The sequence below is a fragment of the Streptomyces sp. NBRC 110028 genome (assembly GCF_001417735.1).
In the GTDB taxonomy this organism is placed as follows: domain Bacteria; phylum Actinomycetota; class Actinomycetes; order Streptomycetales; family Streptomycetaceae; genus Streptomyces.
This window is the reverse complement of sequence record NZ_BBUZ01000023.1, coordinates 339,352-355,514: the sequence shown is the minus strand read 5'-3', so window position 1 is coordinate 355,514 and position 16,163 is coordinate 339,352. Positions and strand designations below refer to the sequence as shown.

The following is a 16,163-nucleotide window of genomic DNA, read 5'->3' as shown; positions in this document are numbered from 1 at the left end:
ATGAACGAGCATCGGGTCACGGCTGGATCCGCCTCCGTGCCCGGCCCGCGGAGTGTCCCGCTCGAACTCCCCGAGGGACACGCGTCGGCTCTTCTGACCGACGAGGTGAGGCGCCGCTACATCCAGGACATCCTCCGCATGCACAGTCGGCTCAGCTACCACCGCATGGCCGCGGAGCTGGAGAAGAACGACGCGCTCTTACACCGGTCCGCTCATGGGCGGGGGCTTGTCACCATCGCGGCGCACACCGCGTCGATTCCCGAACGGTACCTTCTGGGGCTGGCCGGGTTCCGCCTGTCGGGATACCTGCGGGCGGGGTACGCGAGCGAGGACGTGGTCTTCGAGCAGTCACTGTTCTGTGAGCCGATCCGGGAGTTCCACGACGCCGACACCCACGTCATCACCACGGACGCGGACAGCGGCCGGATCCTCGGATATGTGGCGCTCGCCCACGGCAAGGACCCCGAGCCGCGCCCACTGCTCGCCCCGGACCGCCGTCTGTTCCCCTGCGAGGAGGCGCACGCGATGCGCCTGCAGACCGTGCTGCCCGACGCGGCGGCGCTGAACACGCACGAGATCAGGGAGGTGAAGCGTTTCGTACAGGCGCACGACGTCACCGATCGGGCGCAGCGTCTGCGGATCACCCTGGAACTGCTGGCCGGGATCACCATGGCCGTCCACGCGTCAGGCGGCTCGATCAAGCTGCTGGTCGGCGATGTGGAAGAGCATGTGGCCCTGCGCCACCTCGTGCTCCTCGGACTCGATGTGCATCTGCTGACAGGCACCACGCCGGCACTGAGCCGGCGGGACCTCATGCACCCCATGTACATCGCGCGCGAGAAGGTCCTCCCCTTCTGCGCGTGGACCCCGGAGCTCGACGAAATCGCGAAGCGCGGCAAGCTCCTGGAACAGGCCGTCGCCGATGCCTCGCCGATCCGCGCTCTGCGGGGGCTCATGGCGGAGCTGTCCGGGACGGTCAAACACGTGGAGATCCCTGTAGAGGTGGCTGCCTGATGGCGGAAGACATCATGCTGCGGGAGTTCTACCAGGAGTTCACGGAACGCAACCGCGGTTTCATATCCGACCGGGCGCAGGACGAACTGTCCCGGGCGCGGATTCTGATCGCCGGCTGCGGTTCCACCGGGGGCGCGGCGGTGGAACCCCTCACCCGCCTCGGTGTCCAGGACTTCATCCTGGTCGATGTCGGCGAGTTCGAGCTGAACAACCTCAACCGTCAGCACGCGGCGTACACCGACATCGGCCGGCACAAGGCCGAGGTCGCGGCCAGGCGGGTGACGGAGATCAACCCGCACGCCCGCGTGGAGGTGGTGACGGACGGTGTCACCGAGGACAACGCCCAGGATCTGGTCGGCCGGTGCGCCGTGGTCATCGATGGCGTCGATGTCACCGAACGGTCAGGGTGGCAGGCGAAGTACCGCCTCCACGAGGCCGCGGCGCGCGCGGGGCGGCCGGTGCTGACCGGATACGACATGGCCGGCACCCAGTACATCCGGTTCTACGACTACCGAAAGCCCCACGCACGCCCGTTCGACGGGAAGATCACCTCGGCCATGGTCGACCAGGCCATGGTGTGGTCCTTGCTGTTCAAGGCGATCCCGGTGCGCTTCATCCCGGTGGAAATGCTGGACAACGCCCGCGCACACCTGGGCGAGACGGACTACAGCGTTCCGCAACTCGTCTACGCCTCGCTGCAGTTCGGCGCGCTCAGCGCCCGGATGTCAGCCGAGATCCTCGCCGGGGAACCCGTGCGCCGCCACGTCGTGGTGGATGTGCACCGGGCCACGCGCCGCGCCGCGGGGCGGTGGAGCGCGGCGGCGCGGTGGCCCTTCACCCTGCTCGGCGGTCTGCGCGAACTCGTCTCGCTCGCCAGGGCGGCGCGCGGCTGACCGTCCGGTCTCCGGACCCGATGGACCCGATGGACCCGGTGGACCCGATCCGCGGACCCGCCGCCGCGTCGCCGGAGCAGGGCAACTCCCGTTCCGTGTGATCAGCACGGCCGGGAACGTCGGCCGATTCCCGTCATCGCGGGCCCGTAACCCTGAGTCGCTGGGGTTACGGGCCCGCCGTTGTGCGCGCCGCTTTCCCGCCGGCATCCCTTCGTGCCGTCAAGAGGCATTCTTGAGCAGGCCGGACAGCATGTGGCTGACGACCTGGGATGCCTCACGGCCGGCCTTTTCGTGGTCGTCGGCAAGGGCCAGCGTGGTCGCCGCCTCGCACAGCGTCCCGAAGATCACTGTGCCCGCCATCTTGATCGACACATCCTTGAGTTCTCCACGGGCCCGCAGCTCCTCCAGGAGCCCCAGCACCAGGGGAAGCGCCAGTTCGTCGTCGATCTCCCGGCAACGGCGCACGCCGAGCACGCTGGCGGACTGCCGCAGCAGCGACCGCTTGCGCGCGTCGGTGACGTAGCTGTCCAGGAAGTCCTGTACGGCGGTCACGGCGACCAGCCACGGCTGCCGGTCGTCCTCGTCGCCGCTCGCCGTGGTGATCGCCTTTCTGACGTGCGCCAGAACCTCCGCCTGGCTCACTTGGAAGACCTCGTCGAAAATGGCCCGTTTGTCGGCGAAGTGGTGGTAGACGGCCCCCTTGCTCACACGCGCCTCGGTGGCGATCTCGTCGATGGACGTGACGTCGAAACCCTTCTCGGCGAAGAACTCCGCGGCCGCGTCGAGCAAGGCGGCACGTGTCAGTGCTGCGTACTCGGCGCGCCGAGACTTGACTCCCATATGACCTCCAAGAATACTAACCGACCGAGAGTCGCCGACTCGGGGTCGGTCAAAGACTCGGGGTCAGTCATTATCCAGCGTTCTCCTCAGATCCTCCACCGTAAGGCCTCATATGACTCCGCACACCTCACCTCCGCCGCTCACCGGCGGGTTCGCGGCCCGAATCTCCCGGGCGATCGGCAAGGCGCGCTGGCCGCTGCTGGCGCTGTGGCTGGTGGCCCTGGCCGTCAGCGGACTCGGCGCCTCGTCGATCGCCGACTCGCTGAGCGGGGGAGGCTGGTACGTGTCCGGGTCCGACTCGGACAAGGCCGCCCGCCAGCTCGAACACGGATTCAAGGGGCGGGGCAAGACCACGGTCACCCTTGTCATTCACGACAAGGCACACAAGACCGACAGCCCCCGATTCGAGGAACGGGCCCTGGACGTCACCCGCTACGTCCAGGGGGACAAGACGCTGAAGGTCACGGACGTCAGCGGATGGACCACGCTCGATGCCGAGAACAGGTCCCCGTACGCCGGCGACGACCACCGGACCGTCACCGACTCGCTGGCCCTCGACCTCGACGACGGCGCCGCCCGCCGCGAACTCCCCAAGGTCCAGGAGGACCTGACGGACCGCTTCGAGGCCAAGGGACTTGAGGTCTCCCTGGTGAGCCCCTCCTCCTTCTGGGGCGAGGTCAACACCCTCAGCCAGGAGGGCCTGACCAAGGCAGAGCTGATCACGATGCCCCTGATCATCGTGATCCTGCTGCTCCTCTTCCGCAGCGTCGCCGCGGCCCTGGTCTCGCTCGCGGTGGGCGTTTCCGCCATCGTCTTCACGCTCGGCCTGCTGGCACCGATCTCCCAGCACTACGAACTGTCGGTGTTCGTGGAGAACGCGGCCACCATGCTGGGGCTGGGCGTCGGAGTGGACTACTCCCTCTTCATGATCACCCGGTTCAAGGAGCAACTCGCCAAGGGGCAGAGCGTCGAAACCGCCGTCGCCGCCACCCTGCGCACCTCCGGGCACACCGTCATCGCCTCCGGCGTGACCATCGTCCTCGCGATGTGCACGCTGTTCCTCATCGATCTCAACGTCATCTTCTCCCTCGCCCTCGGCGCCACCGTGGTCGTCGCCTTCTCCGTGCTGACGGCGGTCGTCTTCCTCCCGGTCCTGCTGCACATCCTGGGAAACCGGATCAACGCCGGCCGCATACGCCTTCCCCGCCGCCGGCCGGACGCGGACGCGGGCGCGGCGAGCGCGGTGGCAGGCGAGGAGTCCAGCCGCTGGTACCGCATCGCCCTGAAGGTCATGGCACGCCCGGTGCTCTTCCTCGGTGCGACGAGCATCGCGCTGCTCGCACTGGCCGCGCCGGCCGCGCAGCTGCGCACGTTCTCCCCCGACGCCCGTATCCTCCCGGGCACCTCACAGGTCCGGGTCGGCTACGACCACGTACAGGACGCGTTCGGGGTGGGCACCACCTCGCCCCTCCAGGTGGTCATCACCTCCAAGAGCCCCCTGGAGACATCGGCGCAGGCCCAGGAGCTGACCGGGTTCAGCAACCGCCTGGAGGAGCTGCCGCATGTCGACCGCGTCGACTCGGCCCTGCCCGCGCTGAAGGCGGTCAGCCCCAAGGCCCCCTTCACGGCCCTCGCCGACCCCGTCATGAACCGGCTGCCCGACGACGCCCACGACACGATCCGCCACTACGTCGCCGGCGACAACCGGACCGTCGTCTTCGAGGTCGTCCCGGACACCAAGGCATCCAGTGATGCCGCGCGGAGTCTGCTGCACCGCGTCCAGGACGAGGCGGACAAGCTCCCCGCTTCACTGGACGCCGTGATCGGCGGCGAAACGGCCGAAGGCCTCGACGCCAACGACGTCATCCAGGATGGCCTGCCCATCGTCATCATGGTGATGCTGGCCGCGGTGTACGTCGTACTCCTGCTGACCTTCCGGTCGCTCCTGCTGCCGCTGAAGGCCATCGCCATGAACCTGCTGTCGATCGCCGCGACCTACGGTGTCCTCGTACTCGTCTTCCAGCGCGGCATGGGTACCGACCTGCTGAACTTCGAGCAGACCAACTACCTGCAGAACTTCGTCCCCGTGCTGTTGCTGGCGCTGCTGTTCAGCCTCAGTACCGACTACGAGGTCTTCCTCCTCGACCGGGTCCGCGAAGAATACCTGGCGACCGGGGACAACACGGAGTCCGTGGCCCGCGGTCTCACCCGCACCGCCCCCCTGATCTCAGGCGCCGCACTGCTGATGGTCGCCGTCTTCGGGGCCTTCGGATTCGCCGGCATCGTCCCCATCCAGCAACTCGGGTTCGGCATGGCCGTCGCCATCATCCTCGACGCCACCCTCGTGCGACTCCTGCTCGTGCCGGCGTCCATGCGTCTCATGGGCCGCTGGAACTGGTGGCTCCCCGGACGCCGCCCGGCCCCCCGGCCCCAGGAACCGGCGGCCCCGAGCGCCGACCCGCAGCCCGAACGAGAAACCGCCATGCGGTGAGAAGTGGAACGAGGCAGACCATGGTGCCGATTGTCTTCGCGCTGCTCTTCTTCGGGGTCTTCGTGGGCGCCGTCGCCCATATCCCGGTCACCGTCAGCCTGGTCGCCGGCTCACTGATCATCGCCTGGCTGGTCGTCTTCACGGTGCGAGAACGCCTCTCCGGACGTGGCGAAGGAGATTCCTGACATGCGGTCGACCGTCCCGGTAAAGCCCGGCCCGACAGGTACGACCACGAAGAAAACCGGTGTCCGGGACGCCGACGACATGGCTGTCGCGTCCTTCATGCTCGGCCTCCCGGGTCTCCTGGTGGCGAACATCTTCCTCGGCCCCATCGCCATGGTGCTGGCCACCTTGGCCCTGTGCCGCGGCACGTCACGGCGAGGACGAGCCTGGTTCGGCATGGCACTCGGCGTCACCGATCTCGCCGTCCTGGCCGCCTTGGTCGCCGCGGACGGAATGGTCTCCTGGAGTCATTGACCCGCGCGAAGACCCCGCGACGTACGGGGGCGCGACACGCGGCTCGCCGGTGGCCCGTCACGGGCCACCGGCGAGAGTATCCGCGCGTGGGGGCGTCAGATGGCGACGAGCTCCATGCCGAAGTACCCGCCGCCCACGGGGTACGTCTTCGACCGGCGCCACCCCGAGGCCGAGAAGAGGGCGTCGAACGCGTCCAGGTCGCGTTCCATGCCGTTCGTCATGGTCAGCATGGCCATGTCGGACAGGGCGGCCGCGTCGGGCTGACCGATCTCGCCGATGACCATCTCGACGACCAGCGCGCGTCCCCCCTCGTTCACGGCGTCCCTGCAATGCCGCAGGATGGTCGTGCACTGGGCGTCGTCCCAGTCGTGCAGGATCGTCTTCAGCAGGTGGAGGTCCGCCGGGGGAACCTCCACGAAGAAGTCGCCCGCCACCGTGGAGAACCGGTCGGACAGACCACGCTTCTCGGCCTCGGCGCGTGCGCCGTCGACGACGTGAGCCAGATCGAGGACCTGCCCGTTGAGCTGGGGGTTCGCCTCCATCAGCGCCAGGACGAAATCACCGTTCGAACCGCCGACGTCGACAACGGTGGACACACCGGCGGTGGAGACCGCGGCCACGGCGCCCTGCGTCACCAGGCTGGACATGTCGCCCATCGCCTGAGCGAAGAGAGCCGCCTCCTCGGCGTTCTCCGGCTGCCCGAAATACTCGAAGACGTCCATCCCCAGCGCCTGCTTGGTCTGGCTCTCCCCTTGCCGCACGGCCTCGGGGAAGTGGCCCCAGGACCGCCAGTGCGCCGAGCCGGTCTGGGCCAGTACCAAGGAGCGCAGGGAGCCGGGCACATCCGAACGCAGCAGCCGGCCCCGGCCGGTGAGAGCGAAACGCTGCTCCCCCTCGTGGCTGAGCAGGCCCAACGACGAGGCGGCGCGCATCAGTCGGTACGTGGCCTGCGGATGACTTCCCTCACGCTCGGCCACTTCCCCGGCCGTCAAGGCTCCGTCGGAGAGGTGATCGGCGATGTGCAGCGCCGCCACACCCCTCAGGACCTGGGCGCGAACCAAGCCGATCAGCAGGTCGAAGACGGCCGCGGCATCGGCTGCGGGGTCACTCGACGCGACGTCGGTGCCACCATTCGTGTCAGACATGGCAGTAAAAACCTTTCAGGATTCACCAGGGGAGCGGAAAGCATGAAAGCGAGCCCGTGGAATTTCACACGCCCGGCGACGTGACGGCTCCATGAGCGGCACGGCGTTGGACCCGGGACGCCGTCTGTCCGTTTCGGGAGAGGCGCGCCCCGGCTTCCGCGCTTTCGGCATCGTCCTCCGCGCTTTCGGTATCGTCCGCGCCCCTCAGCCTAGGCAGATCATCACGGTGCGCGCTTGTACCATCGCGCTACTCTGATGGCATATCCGTGCCAGGAAGATGCGTGCCGTATGACCATGAGCGACACGGGAGACACCGCACCGCGGCTCGGCGGGCCGGCGAGGAACTTCTTCGTGGACGTCACGGCTCCGCGCACCGCGCGGGACGGTTTCGAGGTCTTCCGGCGCGGATGGGAGGCGCAGATCGGGGAGACGCTGCCGCTGCCGCCCATGGAGCCGCTCGGCTCGGGTGATTTCCGGGTCAGGGTCCGCGCGTCCAAGGTGCACGACACGGTGGTCGCGGGACTCTACGGCGAGTCGATGGCGGGCGGCACCCGGGGTGCCTCCCACCGCCTCGACGACCGGGTCCTGGTGCATGTGATGGGGCGTGGCGAGTGGCGCTTCATCGGTCCGCGCGGCCAGGGCGACGCCTCCGTACCGGGCGGGCAGTTCATCGTGCGGCACAACGGCCCTCCGGTGCGGTTCGAGATGCAACCGCGCACGACGGCGAAAGTGCTGATCCTGCCGGCGTCGCAGCTCAGGCCGCTGATCCGTGACCGGGCGATCGTCGGTTCGGCCGACTCGCCCGAACTGCGTCTGCTCATGGCGTACACCAAAATCGTCGACGCGACGCTGAACGACCTCTCCGCTGCCGGTGTCCGAGCCGCTCGCAACTCTCTGATCGAACTGGTCAAGGGGGTGCTCATGCAAGCGTTCGACGACCGTGAGCCCCTGCTGGCCCCCGCGCTGGCCCAAGCGGCCATGGACATCGCGGACAGCCGCCTCACCGATCCTGATCTCTCCCCCGCGGCCCTGGCCCGCGAACTGAACGTCTCCGTACGGACGCTGCACCGGGCGTTCGCCCGGACCGAGGAGTCAGTGGCCGCGTACATCCGCCGCAGGCGGCTGGAACAAGCCCGGCTCGCGTTGGCGGCCCCGGGCGGCCGGCCGAACGTCTCGGAACTCGCCGCACAGTGGCGCTTCACCGACAGCAGCCATTTCATCCGTGCCTTCAAGAAGCAGTACGGCCAGACCCCCACCGAATACGCCCACTCGACCGGCCGGGCCCGGCGATGACTGGGCCGATCGCGATGGGCCGTTCCATCGGGCGGGGGCGCGGTAAGTGGGCGCCCCCAGCACGCCGCAGTGCCGTCGACTCCGATGGCGGAGGCGGGGCGCTCGATGCCCTGGGGCGCACCGAAGGTCAGCCGTGCGAGTGCTCGGTGGTTGGCGGCGTGCCGCGCGTCAGCCCGGCCACGACGTAGGGGGCGGGCCGAACGCGCGACGACCGGCCTTCACCGCAAGAGCGGCGACGGCGGCGTTGGCGCCCCCGCCGATCACAGCGCCTATACCGAACGGTGCCACTCGGCCGAGAACGATGATTCCCTGCTTGGTCCCGTACTTCGTGACGAAGTTCTTCCCCAGGATCTTGTTGAACTGACGCAACGTCTCAAAAAAGGCAGGGGCCTGTCGGCCAAACCATGACGGATGCTCGCTCCCTGATCGCCTGGTCGATGCCGTGAGGTTCCGGAGCTTTCCGAGGACATAGCCATTCTGGCTCTGGCGACCCGAGGGGGAAGACGTGTCGCCTGCGGTGCTCAAAGAAGGGGGCTAGCATCTAAGTAAGATTCAATCTACGTAAGATCGAAACTATGTTTGACTGGAGAGGCGGAGCGGGGATGGAGTTCAAGGGCAGGGTTGCTGACCTCGACCTGCTGACCAGGCAACTGGGTCTCGTGACCGGGGGCGCGGGAGCCACCCGGGGCCAGGCTGTGATCATGACGGGGCGGCGTCGGGTGGGGAAGTCTCGTCTGGTCCAGGAGTTCTGTGACCGGTCCGGGGTTCCGTACGTGGTCTTCCAGGCGACCCGGGGCCGTAACGCCGTCGCCGAACGAGCGGACTTCTCAGCGGCGCTTGCGCAGTCCCCGCTGCCCGGTGCGGAACTGGTGGCCGGACTGCACGCTGCGGACTGGAACCAGGCGCTGCGTTCTCTGGCCGTCGCCATCCCGGACGATGCCCCGAGTATCGCGGTGATCGACGAAGTGCCGTGGCTGGTGGAGCAGGACCAGGAATTCGAAGGGGCGCTGCAGACGGTCTGGGACCGCCACCTGTCTGCCAAGCCGGTCCTGCTGATCCTGGTGGGCAGCGATATGTCAGTGATGGAGGCGCTGCAGTCCTACGGCCGTCCGTTCTTCGGCCGGGCCGCGAAGATGACCGTACGGCCGCTGCACCTGGCCGACGTGCAGGTGATGACGGGCCTGGACGCGGCGGACGCCGTGGACGCCCTACTGATCACCGGGGGCTTCCCCGAGATCGTCCAGTCGTGGCGGCCTGGGATGGGGCGTACGGACTTCCTACGCGAGGCCGTGGCCAGCCCGCTGTCCCCGCTGCTGGTAGCGGGCGAACTGTCGCTGCTGGGGGAGTTCCCCGAGGCTTCGCACGCGCGGGCGGTGCTGGAGGCGGTCGGCAGTGGCGAGCGGACCTTCTCCACCATCGCCGCGCAGGCCGGCGGCGCTGGCGCGCTGCCCTCGGGGACGCTGTCCCCGTTGCTGCAGACCCTGCAGGCCAAGCGCGTCCTCGCCACCGACTTGCCGCTATCGGCCAAGGCCGACACCAAGAACAAGCGCTACCGCATTGCTGACCCCTACCTCCGCTTCTGGCTGGCCTTCCTGCAACGGGGAATCCCGCTCATCGAACGCGGCCGCGGAGATCTCGCCTTGGAGCGCATCGAGCGCTCGTGGACTACCTGGCGAGGACGTGCGGTCGAGCCGGTCATCCGTGAGTCGCTGCTGCGCCTGCTCCCCGATGACAGATGGCCCCACACGGAAGCGGTCGGCGGCTGGTGGAACCGGCAGAACAACCCCGAGATCGACCTGATCGGTGCCGACCGCGAACCGGTGGCGAGCGCGGTGCACTTCATCGGCTCCATCAAGTGGCTGGAGTCCCAGCCCTTTGGCCGACGCGAGTACGACTCTCTGGCCCGGGACATGCTCGCGGTGCCCGGCGCCGAACCGGACACCCCGCTCGTCGCCGTCTCCCGCTGCGGCATTGAGGACGGCCTGCCGCTCGCGGCGCACTGGGGCCCGGAAGACATGGTCCGCGCGTGGCAGTAACCCGGGGGAGCGGCGGGCAAGCCTCCTGGAGAGCGGCTGCCGGGGCAGCGGACGGCACGAGCGCGGAGGAAGGCCATGGAAGGGTTCAGTGAGTCGGCTCTGCGGGCGTTGGCCGGTCCACGCTCCTTCGAACGGGGGCTCGGCTACCTGGACGCGGTGTGCGGAGTCGAGGTCGGTGCCAGCTGGGTCACCGCGAGTGTCCATGGCACGGAGCGGTACGAGGTGGCGTTGGCGCTGGACGGGCCCGGCGGGCTGTCCGGCGAGTGTGACTGCCCGTACGGTATGGAGGGCAACTTCTGCAAGCACCTGGTCGCCCTCGGCCTGACCATGCTCGCCCAACGGGAGAGCCTGCCGCGGCAGCGAAAGGCGGCCCAGGACCGTGCGCAGGACCTTGACGGGTGGCTGTCCGACCTGTCCAAGGATGAGTTGCTCGCTCTGATGCGGGAACAGATCGGCGAGGACCGGCAGTTGCGGCGCCGCCTGCAGCTTCGAGCCGCCAGCGCTCGCGAAGACCTCGCCGCGGTCCGCGCCCGTATCCGCGATCTGCTGGACATCTCACCGTTCGCGCAATATGGGTACGTCGAGTACGCCGACGCCCGCGCCTACGCCGACCAGGCCGGGCAGGCGGTGTCCGCGATCGGCGCGCTCACCGGTTCGGGCCGGGCCGACGACGCGATCAGCCTGGCGCGGGAGGCGATGAAGCTGCTCGCCGACGCGGTGGAGAACGTCGACGACTCCGACGGCTGGCTCGGGCAGGTCGGTACAGACCTCGCCGACGCCCACCTCGAAGCCTGCCGTGCGGCACGCCCTGATCCCGAGGAGCTCGCGCTGGCTGGTCGGTCATGCGCTCGGCGACGTGGGCGACGGCCTCACGGACATCGATCCGCTCGACTACGAGGAAATCCTCGGCGACACGGGAATGACCGTCCTGCGGAAGTCGGCGGTCGAGGCGTGGCAGGGCAACCGCCGCGGCTGGGCGGAGAAGTACCTGATGGAGCGTGTGGCCAAGGCGGGAGGTGACGTCGACGCGGTGATCGCCGTGCACGCGTCCGACCTGTCACCGAACGGCCGCACGCATCTGGTCATCGCCCAAGAGCTGGGCACCGCCCGGCGCCCGGACGAGGCTCTGCGCTGGGCGGAACGCGGCATCCAGGACGCCCGCGACCTCGCCGCCGTCGACACGGCCCTTGTCGACTACCTCTGTGAACGCTACGCGCAGGCGGACCGGCTCCCCGATGCTGTTGTCCTGCGCCGCGACCACTTCGGCGCCCGCCGCACCCTGCTCGCGTACCAGCAACTGCGAGCCGCTGCCCGGGCTGCGGACTGCTGGCAGGCCGAGCGTGAGGGGGCGCTCGCCCTGCTACGCGCCGATGCGGGGCGGCGCCAACAGGGCCGGTACGGCGGCCCCCTCTTGATCGATGCGCTGCTCGATGACAAGGACGTCGACGCCGCCTGGGAGGCTGCCACCGAGACCGACGCCGACGACCGGCAGTGGCTCACGCTCGCCGACCAGGCCCGCCCCACCCGCCCCGCCGACGCGCTCGGCGTCTACCTGCGCCTGATCGATCCGCTGACCAAGCAGACCGGCAACGCGGTGTACGAGGAACTCGTCAGTCTGCTGCTGAGCATCCGCGACTGCCACCGCTGCCTCGGAACACCGGAGGAGTTCACCGCGTACGCCACTGCCCTGCGCACCGCCCAGAAGCGCAAACGCAACCTGATACTGCTCCTCGACCAGCACGGTCTGTGAACCCACAACCGGCTCCTTAAAGCCGCGCCTGTACGACCGGAGCCCGGGACGTCCGACGGGGCCTTGACCCTTGATCCTGGACACACGAGACACTGGATCCTGAGGATCTGAGAACGGACATCTCGTGGTCATGAAGAACTATCCGCCGCAGTTCAAGGCGGACGCGGTCGCGCTGTACCAGTCGCGGCCCGAGGCGACGATCCGACAGGTCGCCGCCGATCTGGGGATCAATCCCGAGACCTTGCGGAACTGGGTGCGGGCAGCTGGCGCGAGCCGGCCTCGGGGACGCCGGGCGGAGGTGCCGACCGAGCCACCGACGCCGTTGGAGGAGGAGAACGCAGCCCTGCGCAAGAAGGTCCGTGAGCTGGAGGAGGAACGCGAGATCCTGCGCAAGGCAGCGAAGTATTTCGCCGGGGAGACGCGCTGGTGAACCGCTTCCAGTTCGTCGCCGACCACCACCGCCGCTACGGCGTGAAGCGGCTGTGCACCATCCTGGGCATCGCCCGCTCCAGCTTCTCCTACTGGCGTCGGACGGCCGCGGACCGGGCCGTCCGGCAGGCGGCCGACGCCCGCCTCGCCACCCGGATACGGGCCGTGCACCGCGAGTCGGACGGCACCTACGGCGTCCCCAGGATCACCGCCGAACTGCGCGAGGCGGGCGAGCGCATCAACCACAAGCGGATCGCGCGTGTGATGCGGAGCATCGGCCTGGCAGGCGTGCGGCTGCGTCGCAGGCACCGCACCACCGTTGCGGACCCGGCCGCGGCGAAGGCCCCGGATCTCATCGGCCGCGACTTCACGGCAAGCGAGCCGAACACGAAGTACGTCGGCGACATCACCTATCTCCCGCTGGACAGCGGGAAGTTCCTCTACCTGGCCACCGTCATCGACCTCGCCTCACGCCGCCTGGCCGGCTGGGCCATCGCGGACCACATGCGCACCGGCCTCGTCATCGAGGCCCTGGCCGCCGCCGAACGGACCCGCGGCAGCCTTGCCGGGGCGATCATGCACACCGACCACGGGGCCCAGTACACCAGCCGGGCCTTCGCCGACGCCTGCCGCCAGGCAAGCGTCCGCCAGTCCATGAGCGCGATCGGCAGCTCGGCGGACAACGCGCTTGCCGAGTCCTTCAACGCGACGTTCAAACGCGAGACCCTTCAGGGTCGCAAGACCTGGTCCAGCGAACGCGAGGCCCGCCTCGACGCGTTCCGCTGGCTCAACCGCTACAACACCCGACGCCGCCACTCCCGCCTCGGACAACGCAGTCCCATCGCCTACGAGACAGCACTCGACACAACATCAACTACCCTGGCCCAAGCCGCATAGCCCGTGTCCAAGACTGCGGGTCAAGGCCCATGGCCGGTTGAGAATCGTCGTATGACATGGGGCGGACTGTTTTCCGGATGGTCCGGTAGCTCCAGCGGTGTGGCTGTATGTCCGGCGTCCGTGGACCGTTGCGGGCCTACCTGGGCGTATCACGGGTTTCGGCCAAGATGGCGGAGAAACCCGAAATGCTCAGGTAACCCTGCCCCCACGATGCATCCTCGTTAGGTTGTCAGCCTTAGGGGCGCCGGGCGGAAGGTCCCGGCACAGGGGGAGGCGGAGGACAGGTGGAAGCACGGGAGACAACCTTCGAGCGGCTGATACAGGGGGACAACCAATTTCAGGTTCCGCTGTATCAGCGCACCTACAGTTGGGATGTCGACGACCATCAACGGCTGTGGGACGACTTGGTGGAGCAGGCGACGATCGGCTCGGACGCGTCACAGGCCCTCAGCGGCCATTTCCTCGGCTCGCTGGTGCTCGATCCCCGCCCGCCCATGCCCGACACTGTGCAACGCTGGGTCGTCATCGATGGTCAGCAGCGGTTGACCACGCTGATGCTGCTTGCCTGTGCACTTCGTGATCACGTGCGGACGTTTGATAAGACCAAGGCCGATCTCATTCACCGTAGGTACCTGATCAACGAAGAGGACTACGGTGGCCTCGACTCCTACCGCCTGCTCCCGACACAGGCCGACCGGCCTTCGTACCTCGCATGTGTCAACAATGATCCCCGGGCGGGTGGGGACGACAGTATCGGCGTCGCTTACCGGTTCTTCCTGGCGGCGCTGGCCGAGTATGACCCCGTCGGCGAGTGGGACACCGTTCGTCACATCGACCAGGCGTTGCGGCACCGGCTTACGCTGGTGACGATCACTGCCGGACCACAGGACAACGCTTTTCGAATCTTCGAGTCCCTGAACAACACAGGCAAGCCGCTGAGTCAGGCCGACCTCCTGCGCAACTATGTGTTCATGCAGCTCCCGCGTCTGGGCGAGCATGTGTACGACAAGCTATGGCTTCCTCTGCAGACGGAACTCGGGCCCGAGCGACTGACCACTCTGGCGTGGCTGGACCTCGTTCTGCAGGGACAGTCGCGGGCCACCGTCAGCGACGTCTACCAGGGACAACAACGCCGAATGGGCCGGATTGTCGCTGCTTCCGGTGAGGAAGGGCTACGGGACGATCTGGCTCGACTCCGGCGCCTTGGCCACCTGCTCATGCGGGTCTTCGAGCCCGAGTGCGAGCCCGACGGCGAGTTGCGCGCGGTGCTGCAGCGTCTTGTCCAGTGGAGCGGGGAAGCCCATTATCCTCCGGCACTCCATGTTCTGGACCGGGTGGATCGTGGGACGGTCGAGCCCAGGGAGGCTGTCGAAGCGCTCGCCTTTGTGGAGAGCTTCCTGGTCCGGCGCATGATCTGTCGGGAACCGTCGCACAGCGTTCGGCAGATTCTGGCCACGTTGCCTTCGGGTATTGAGCGGGACCGTTCGCTGCCGGAGGCTGTACGCCGCTATCTGTCCGGCCTGCGGCGGGGGTGGCCACGGGACGAGGACCTGCGTGAGGCGATCCGTACCCAGCCCTTCTACTGGCAGGGCAGCAGCCGCCATCGCGCCTACGTGCTCCGGCGGTTCGAGGAGGACTACATGGCTCCGGAGCCGGTCGACTTCTCGCGGGCCTGGGCGACCATCGAGCACGTACTTCCGCAACGGCCCGGACAGGAATGGCTCGCCATGCTCGCCGAGGATGCAGAGGAGGCGGAGCGGGCGGAGGATTTGCACGAGACGCTCGTACACACTCTGGGCAATCTGACCCTTACTGGTGAGAACACACGCCTGTCCAACCACCCCTACGAGCGCAAGCAGCAGATCTTCGACCAGAGCGCCCTGCGGATGAATCGGGAGATTGCCGCCACCGAACGCTGGGGGAGGAAGGAGATTCTCAGCCGCGCCGGCCGACTCGCCGATCGTGCGGTGCGCATGTGGCCCGGGCCTGTCGCGGGCGACGGCGGTCAGTCCGGTGAGCGCTCGGAGTGGCTGCGGTTGAGGAAGGTGCTGGCGGCCCTGCCCTCCGGCAGGTGGACCACATATAAGGACCTCGCCGCGGTGACCGGAGCCGGCTCTCCTCAGACTGTCGGAAATTATCTGGCCACCCGCACCGATGTCCCCCACGCCCATCGGGTACTTCGGGCCAACGGCACGTCTTCTCCCGACTTCGCCTGGCTCGACGGCCGTAAGGAGACCCAGCGTGAGGCGCTCGAGCGTGAGGGCGTCCGTTTCAACGGTGCGGTGGCCGACCATGAACAGAAGCTGACCACGGAAGAGCTGGCCGATCTGGCCGGTCTTGACAGGCCCCGCGAGGTGTTCGAGGAGGCGGCGGCATCCGAGGCCGAGAGCACCATCACCGACCGTGCGGAGAACTTTGGCAGGTTGCTCAGCGCTCACCACCCCGACCTGGCTGATGGGTTGCTGACCCTGCTGCGTAAGTGGGAGGCGGATGGAGGGTGGCTCGGATACGGCCTCGCCGAGGAGACGAGCTGTGCGCCCATGCTCCGCGATGGAAACGGCTCGCAGGGTTCGACATGGCCCGTGAGTATCTATCCGCGGTCGGGGGTCGTCGAAGTCGTTTTCGCGTACTTGGCGAGGCGGGAGCCGTTCACCAGGCCGGGGCTGCTTGCGGAGCTTCGTGACCGCATCCGGGCGATTCCTGGAGTGACGCTGACCGTCCCCGATGCGGAATTGCCCCGGCGACGGCCGAGCTTTCCGCTGGGCGTCCTGCGCGGCGGTGGGCTGGTGCGGTTTGCCGAGACGCTGGAATGGTTCCGTCAACAGAGCCTGTGATGTAGGGCGGGCATTCGGGGGGCACCTTATTCCTTCACTCGGCATGGCCGGGGGTAGTACCCGC

The 16,163-nt window shown here is 68.1% G+C and carries 12 protein-coding genes and 1 pseudogene; 10 read left to right on the top strand and 3 right to left on the bottom strand.

Going from position 1 to position 16,163, the window contains the following annotated elements:
• Positions 1 to 1,014 (top strand): hypothetical protein, encoded by a 1,014-nt coding sequence (locus tag ASC60_RS06665; protein ID WP_055547783.1) that lies wholly within the window; start codon positions 1 to 3, stop codon positions 1,012 to 1,014.
• Positions 1,014 to 1,907, top strand: coding sequence for a ThiF family adenylyltransferase (locus tag ASC60_RS06660; RefSeq protein WP_055547781.1), 894 nt, complete (start codon positions 1,014 to 1,016; stop codon positions 1,905 to 1,907). Before ASC60_RS06665 ends, ASC60_RS06660 begins: the two co-directional genes overlap by 1 nt.
• A 219-nt stretch (positions 1,908 to 2,126) precedes the next feature.
• Here the strand turns inward: ASC60_RS06660 and ASC60_RS06655 are convergent, their stop codons facing one another.
• Positions 2,127 to 2,696, bottom strand: coding sequence for a TetR/AcrR family transcriptional regulator (locus ASC60_RS06655; RefSeq protein WP_055547779.1), 570 nt, complete (start codon positions 2,694 to 2,696; stop codon positions 2,127 to 2,129).
• Between the two features lie 163 nt (positions 2,697 to 2,859).
• Between ASC60_RS06655 and ASC60_RS06650 the strand changes: the two genes are divergently transcribed.
• Genes ASC60_RS06650 through ASC60_RS06645 form a run of 3 tightly spaced genes read left to right on the top strand, consistent with a single transcriptional unit; the run spans position 2,860 to position 5,715 of the window.
• On the top strand, positions 2,860 to 5,238 hold the full coding sequence (locus tag ASC60_RS06650; RefSeq protein ID WP_055547777.1) for an MMPL family transporter: 2,379 nt from the start codon (positions 2,860 to 2,862) through the stop codon (positions 5,236 to 5,238).
• Between the two features lie 20 nt (positions 5,239 to 5,258).
• The gene (locus ASC60_RS42065; RefSeq protein WP_199830884.1) at positions 5,259 to 5,423 is read left to right on the top strand and encodes a hypothetical protein; all 165 of its coding nucleotides are present in this window, start codon (positions 5,259 to 5,261) and stop codon (positions 5,421 to 5,423) included.
• A gap of 1 nt (position 5,424) precedes the next feature.
• Positions 5,425 to 5,715: a hypothetical protein gene (locus ASC60_RS06645; protein ID WP_055547775.1), complete on the top strand. Its 291-nt coding sequence runs from the start codon at positions 5,425 to 5,427 to the stop codon at positions 5,713 to 5,715.
• A gap of 95 nt (positions 5,716 to 5,810) precedes the next feature.
• Here ASC60_RS06645 and ASC60_RS06640 read toward each other — a convergent pair whose 3' ends face one another.
• Complete coding sequence (locus ASC60_RS06640; protein ID WP_055547773.1) at positions 5,811 to 6,860, bottom strand: methyltransferase; 1,050 nt, start codon at positions 6,858 to 6,860, stop codon at positions 5,811 to 5,813.
• A gap of 294 nt (positions 6,861 to 7,154) precedes the next feature.
• Between ASC60_RS06640 and ASC60_RS42650 the strand changes: the two genes are divergently transcribed.
• Complete coding sequence (locus ASC60_RS42650; protein WP_159043212.1) at positions 7,155 to 8,153, top strand: helix-turn-helix domain-containing protein; 999 nt, start codon at positions 7,155 to 7,157, stop codon at positions 8,151 to 8,153.
• 168 nt (positions 8,154 to 8,321) lie between these two features.
• Here the strand turns inward: ASC60_RS42650 and ASC60_RS42645 are convergent, their stop codons facing one another.
• Positions 8,322 to 8,678, bottom strand: coding sequence for a hypothetical protein (locus ASC60_RS42645; RefSeq protein WP_234356826.1), 357 nt, complete (start codon positions 8,676 to 8,678; stop codon positions 8,322 to 8,324).
• A gap of 77 nt (positions 8,679 to 8,755) precedes the next feature.
• Here ASC60_RS42645 and ASC60_RS06630 point away from each other — a divergent pair, with 77 nt between their 5' ends.
• From ASC60_RS06630 to ASC60_RS06610, 4 genes and pseudogenes are all read left to right on the top strand, one after another.
• On the top strand, positions 8,756 to 10,189 hold the full coding sequence (locus ASC60_RS06630) for a DUF234 domain-containing protein (protein WP_055547770.1): 1,434 nt from the start codon (positions 8,756 to 8,758) through the stop codon (positions 10,187 to 10,189).
• Between the two features lie 75 nt (positions 10,190 to 10,264).
• A pseudogene (locus ASC60_RS06625) lies at positions 10,265 to 11,939 on the top strand (SWIM zinc finger domain-containing protein).
• A 124-nt stretch (positions 11,940 to 12,063) separates the two neighbouring features.
• A protein-coding gene (locus ASC60_RS06615) for an IS3 family transposase (RefSeq protein ID WP_107097000.1) occupies positions 12,064 to 13,265 on the top strand; the annotation gives its coding sequence in 2 pieces (ribosomal slippage) (positions 12,064 to 12,355 and positions 12,355 to 13,265; 1,203 coding nt in all).
• A gap of 284 nt (positions 13,266 to 13,549) precedes the next feature.
• On the top strand, positions 13,550 to 16,099 hold the full coding sequence (locus tag ASC60_RS06610) for a DUF262 domain-containing protein (RefSeq protein WP_055547764.1): 2,550 nt from the start codon (positions 13,550 to 13,552) through the stop codon (positions 16,097 to 16,099).
• Positions 16,100 to 16,163: the final 64 nt, after the last annotated feature.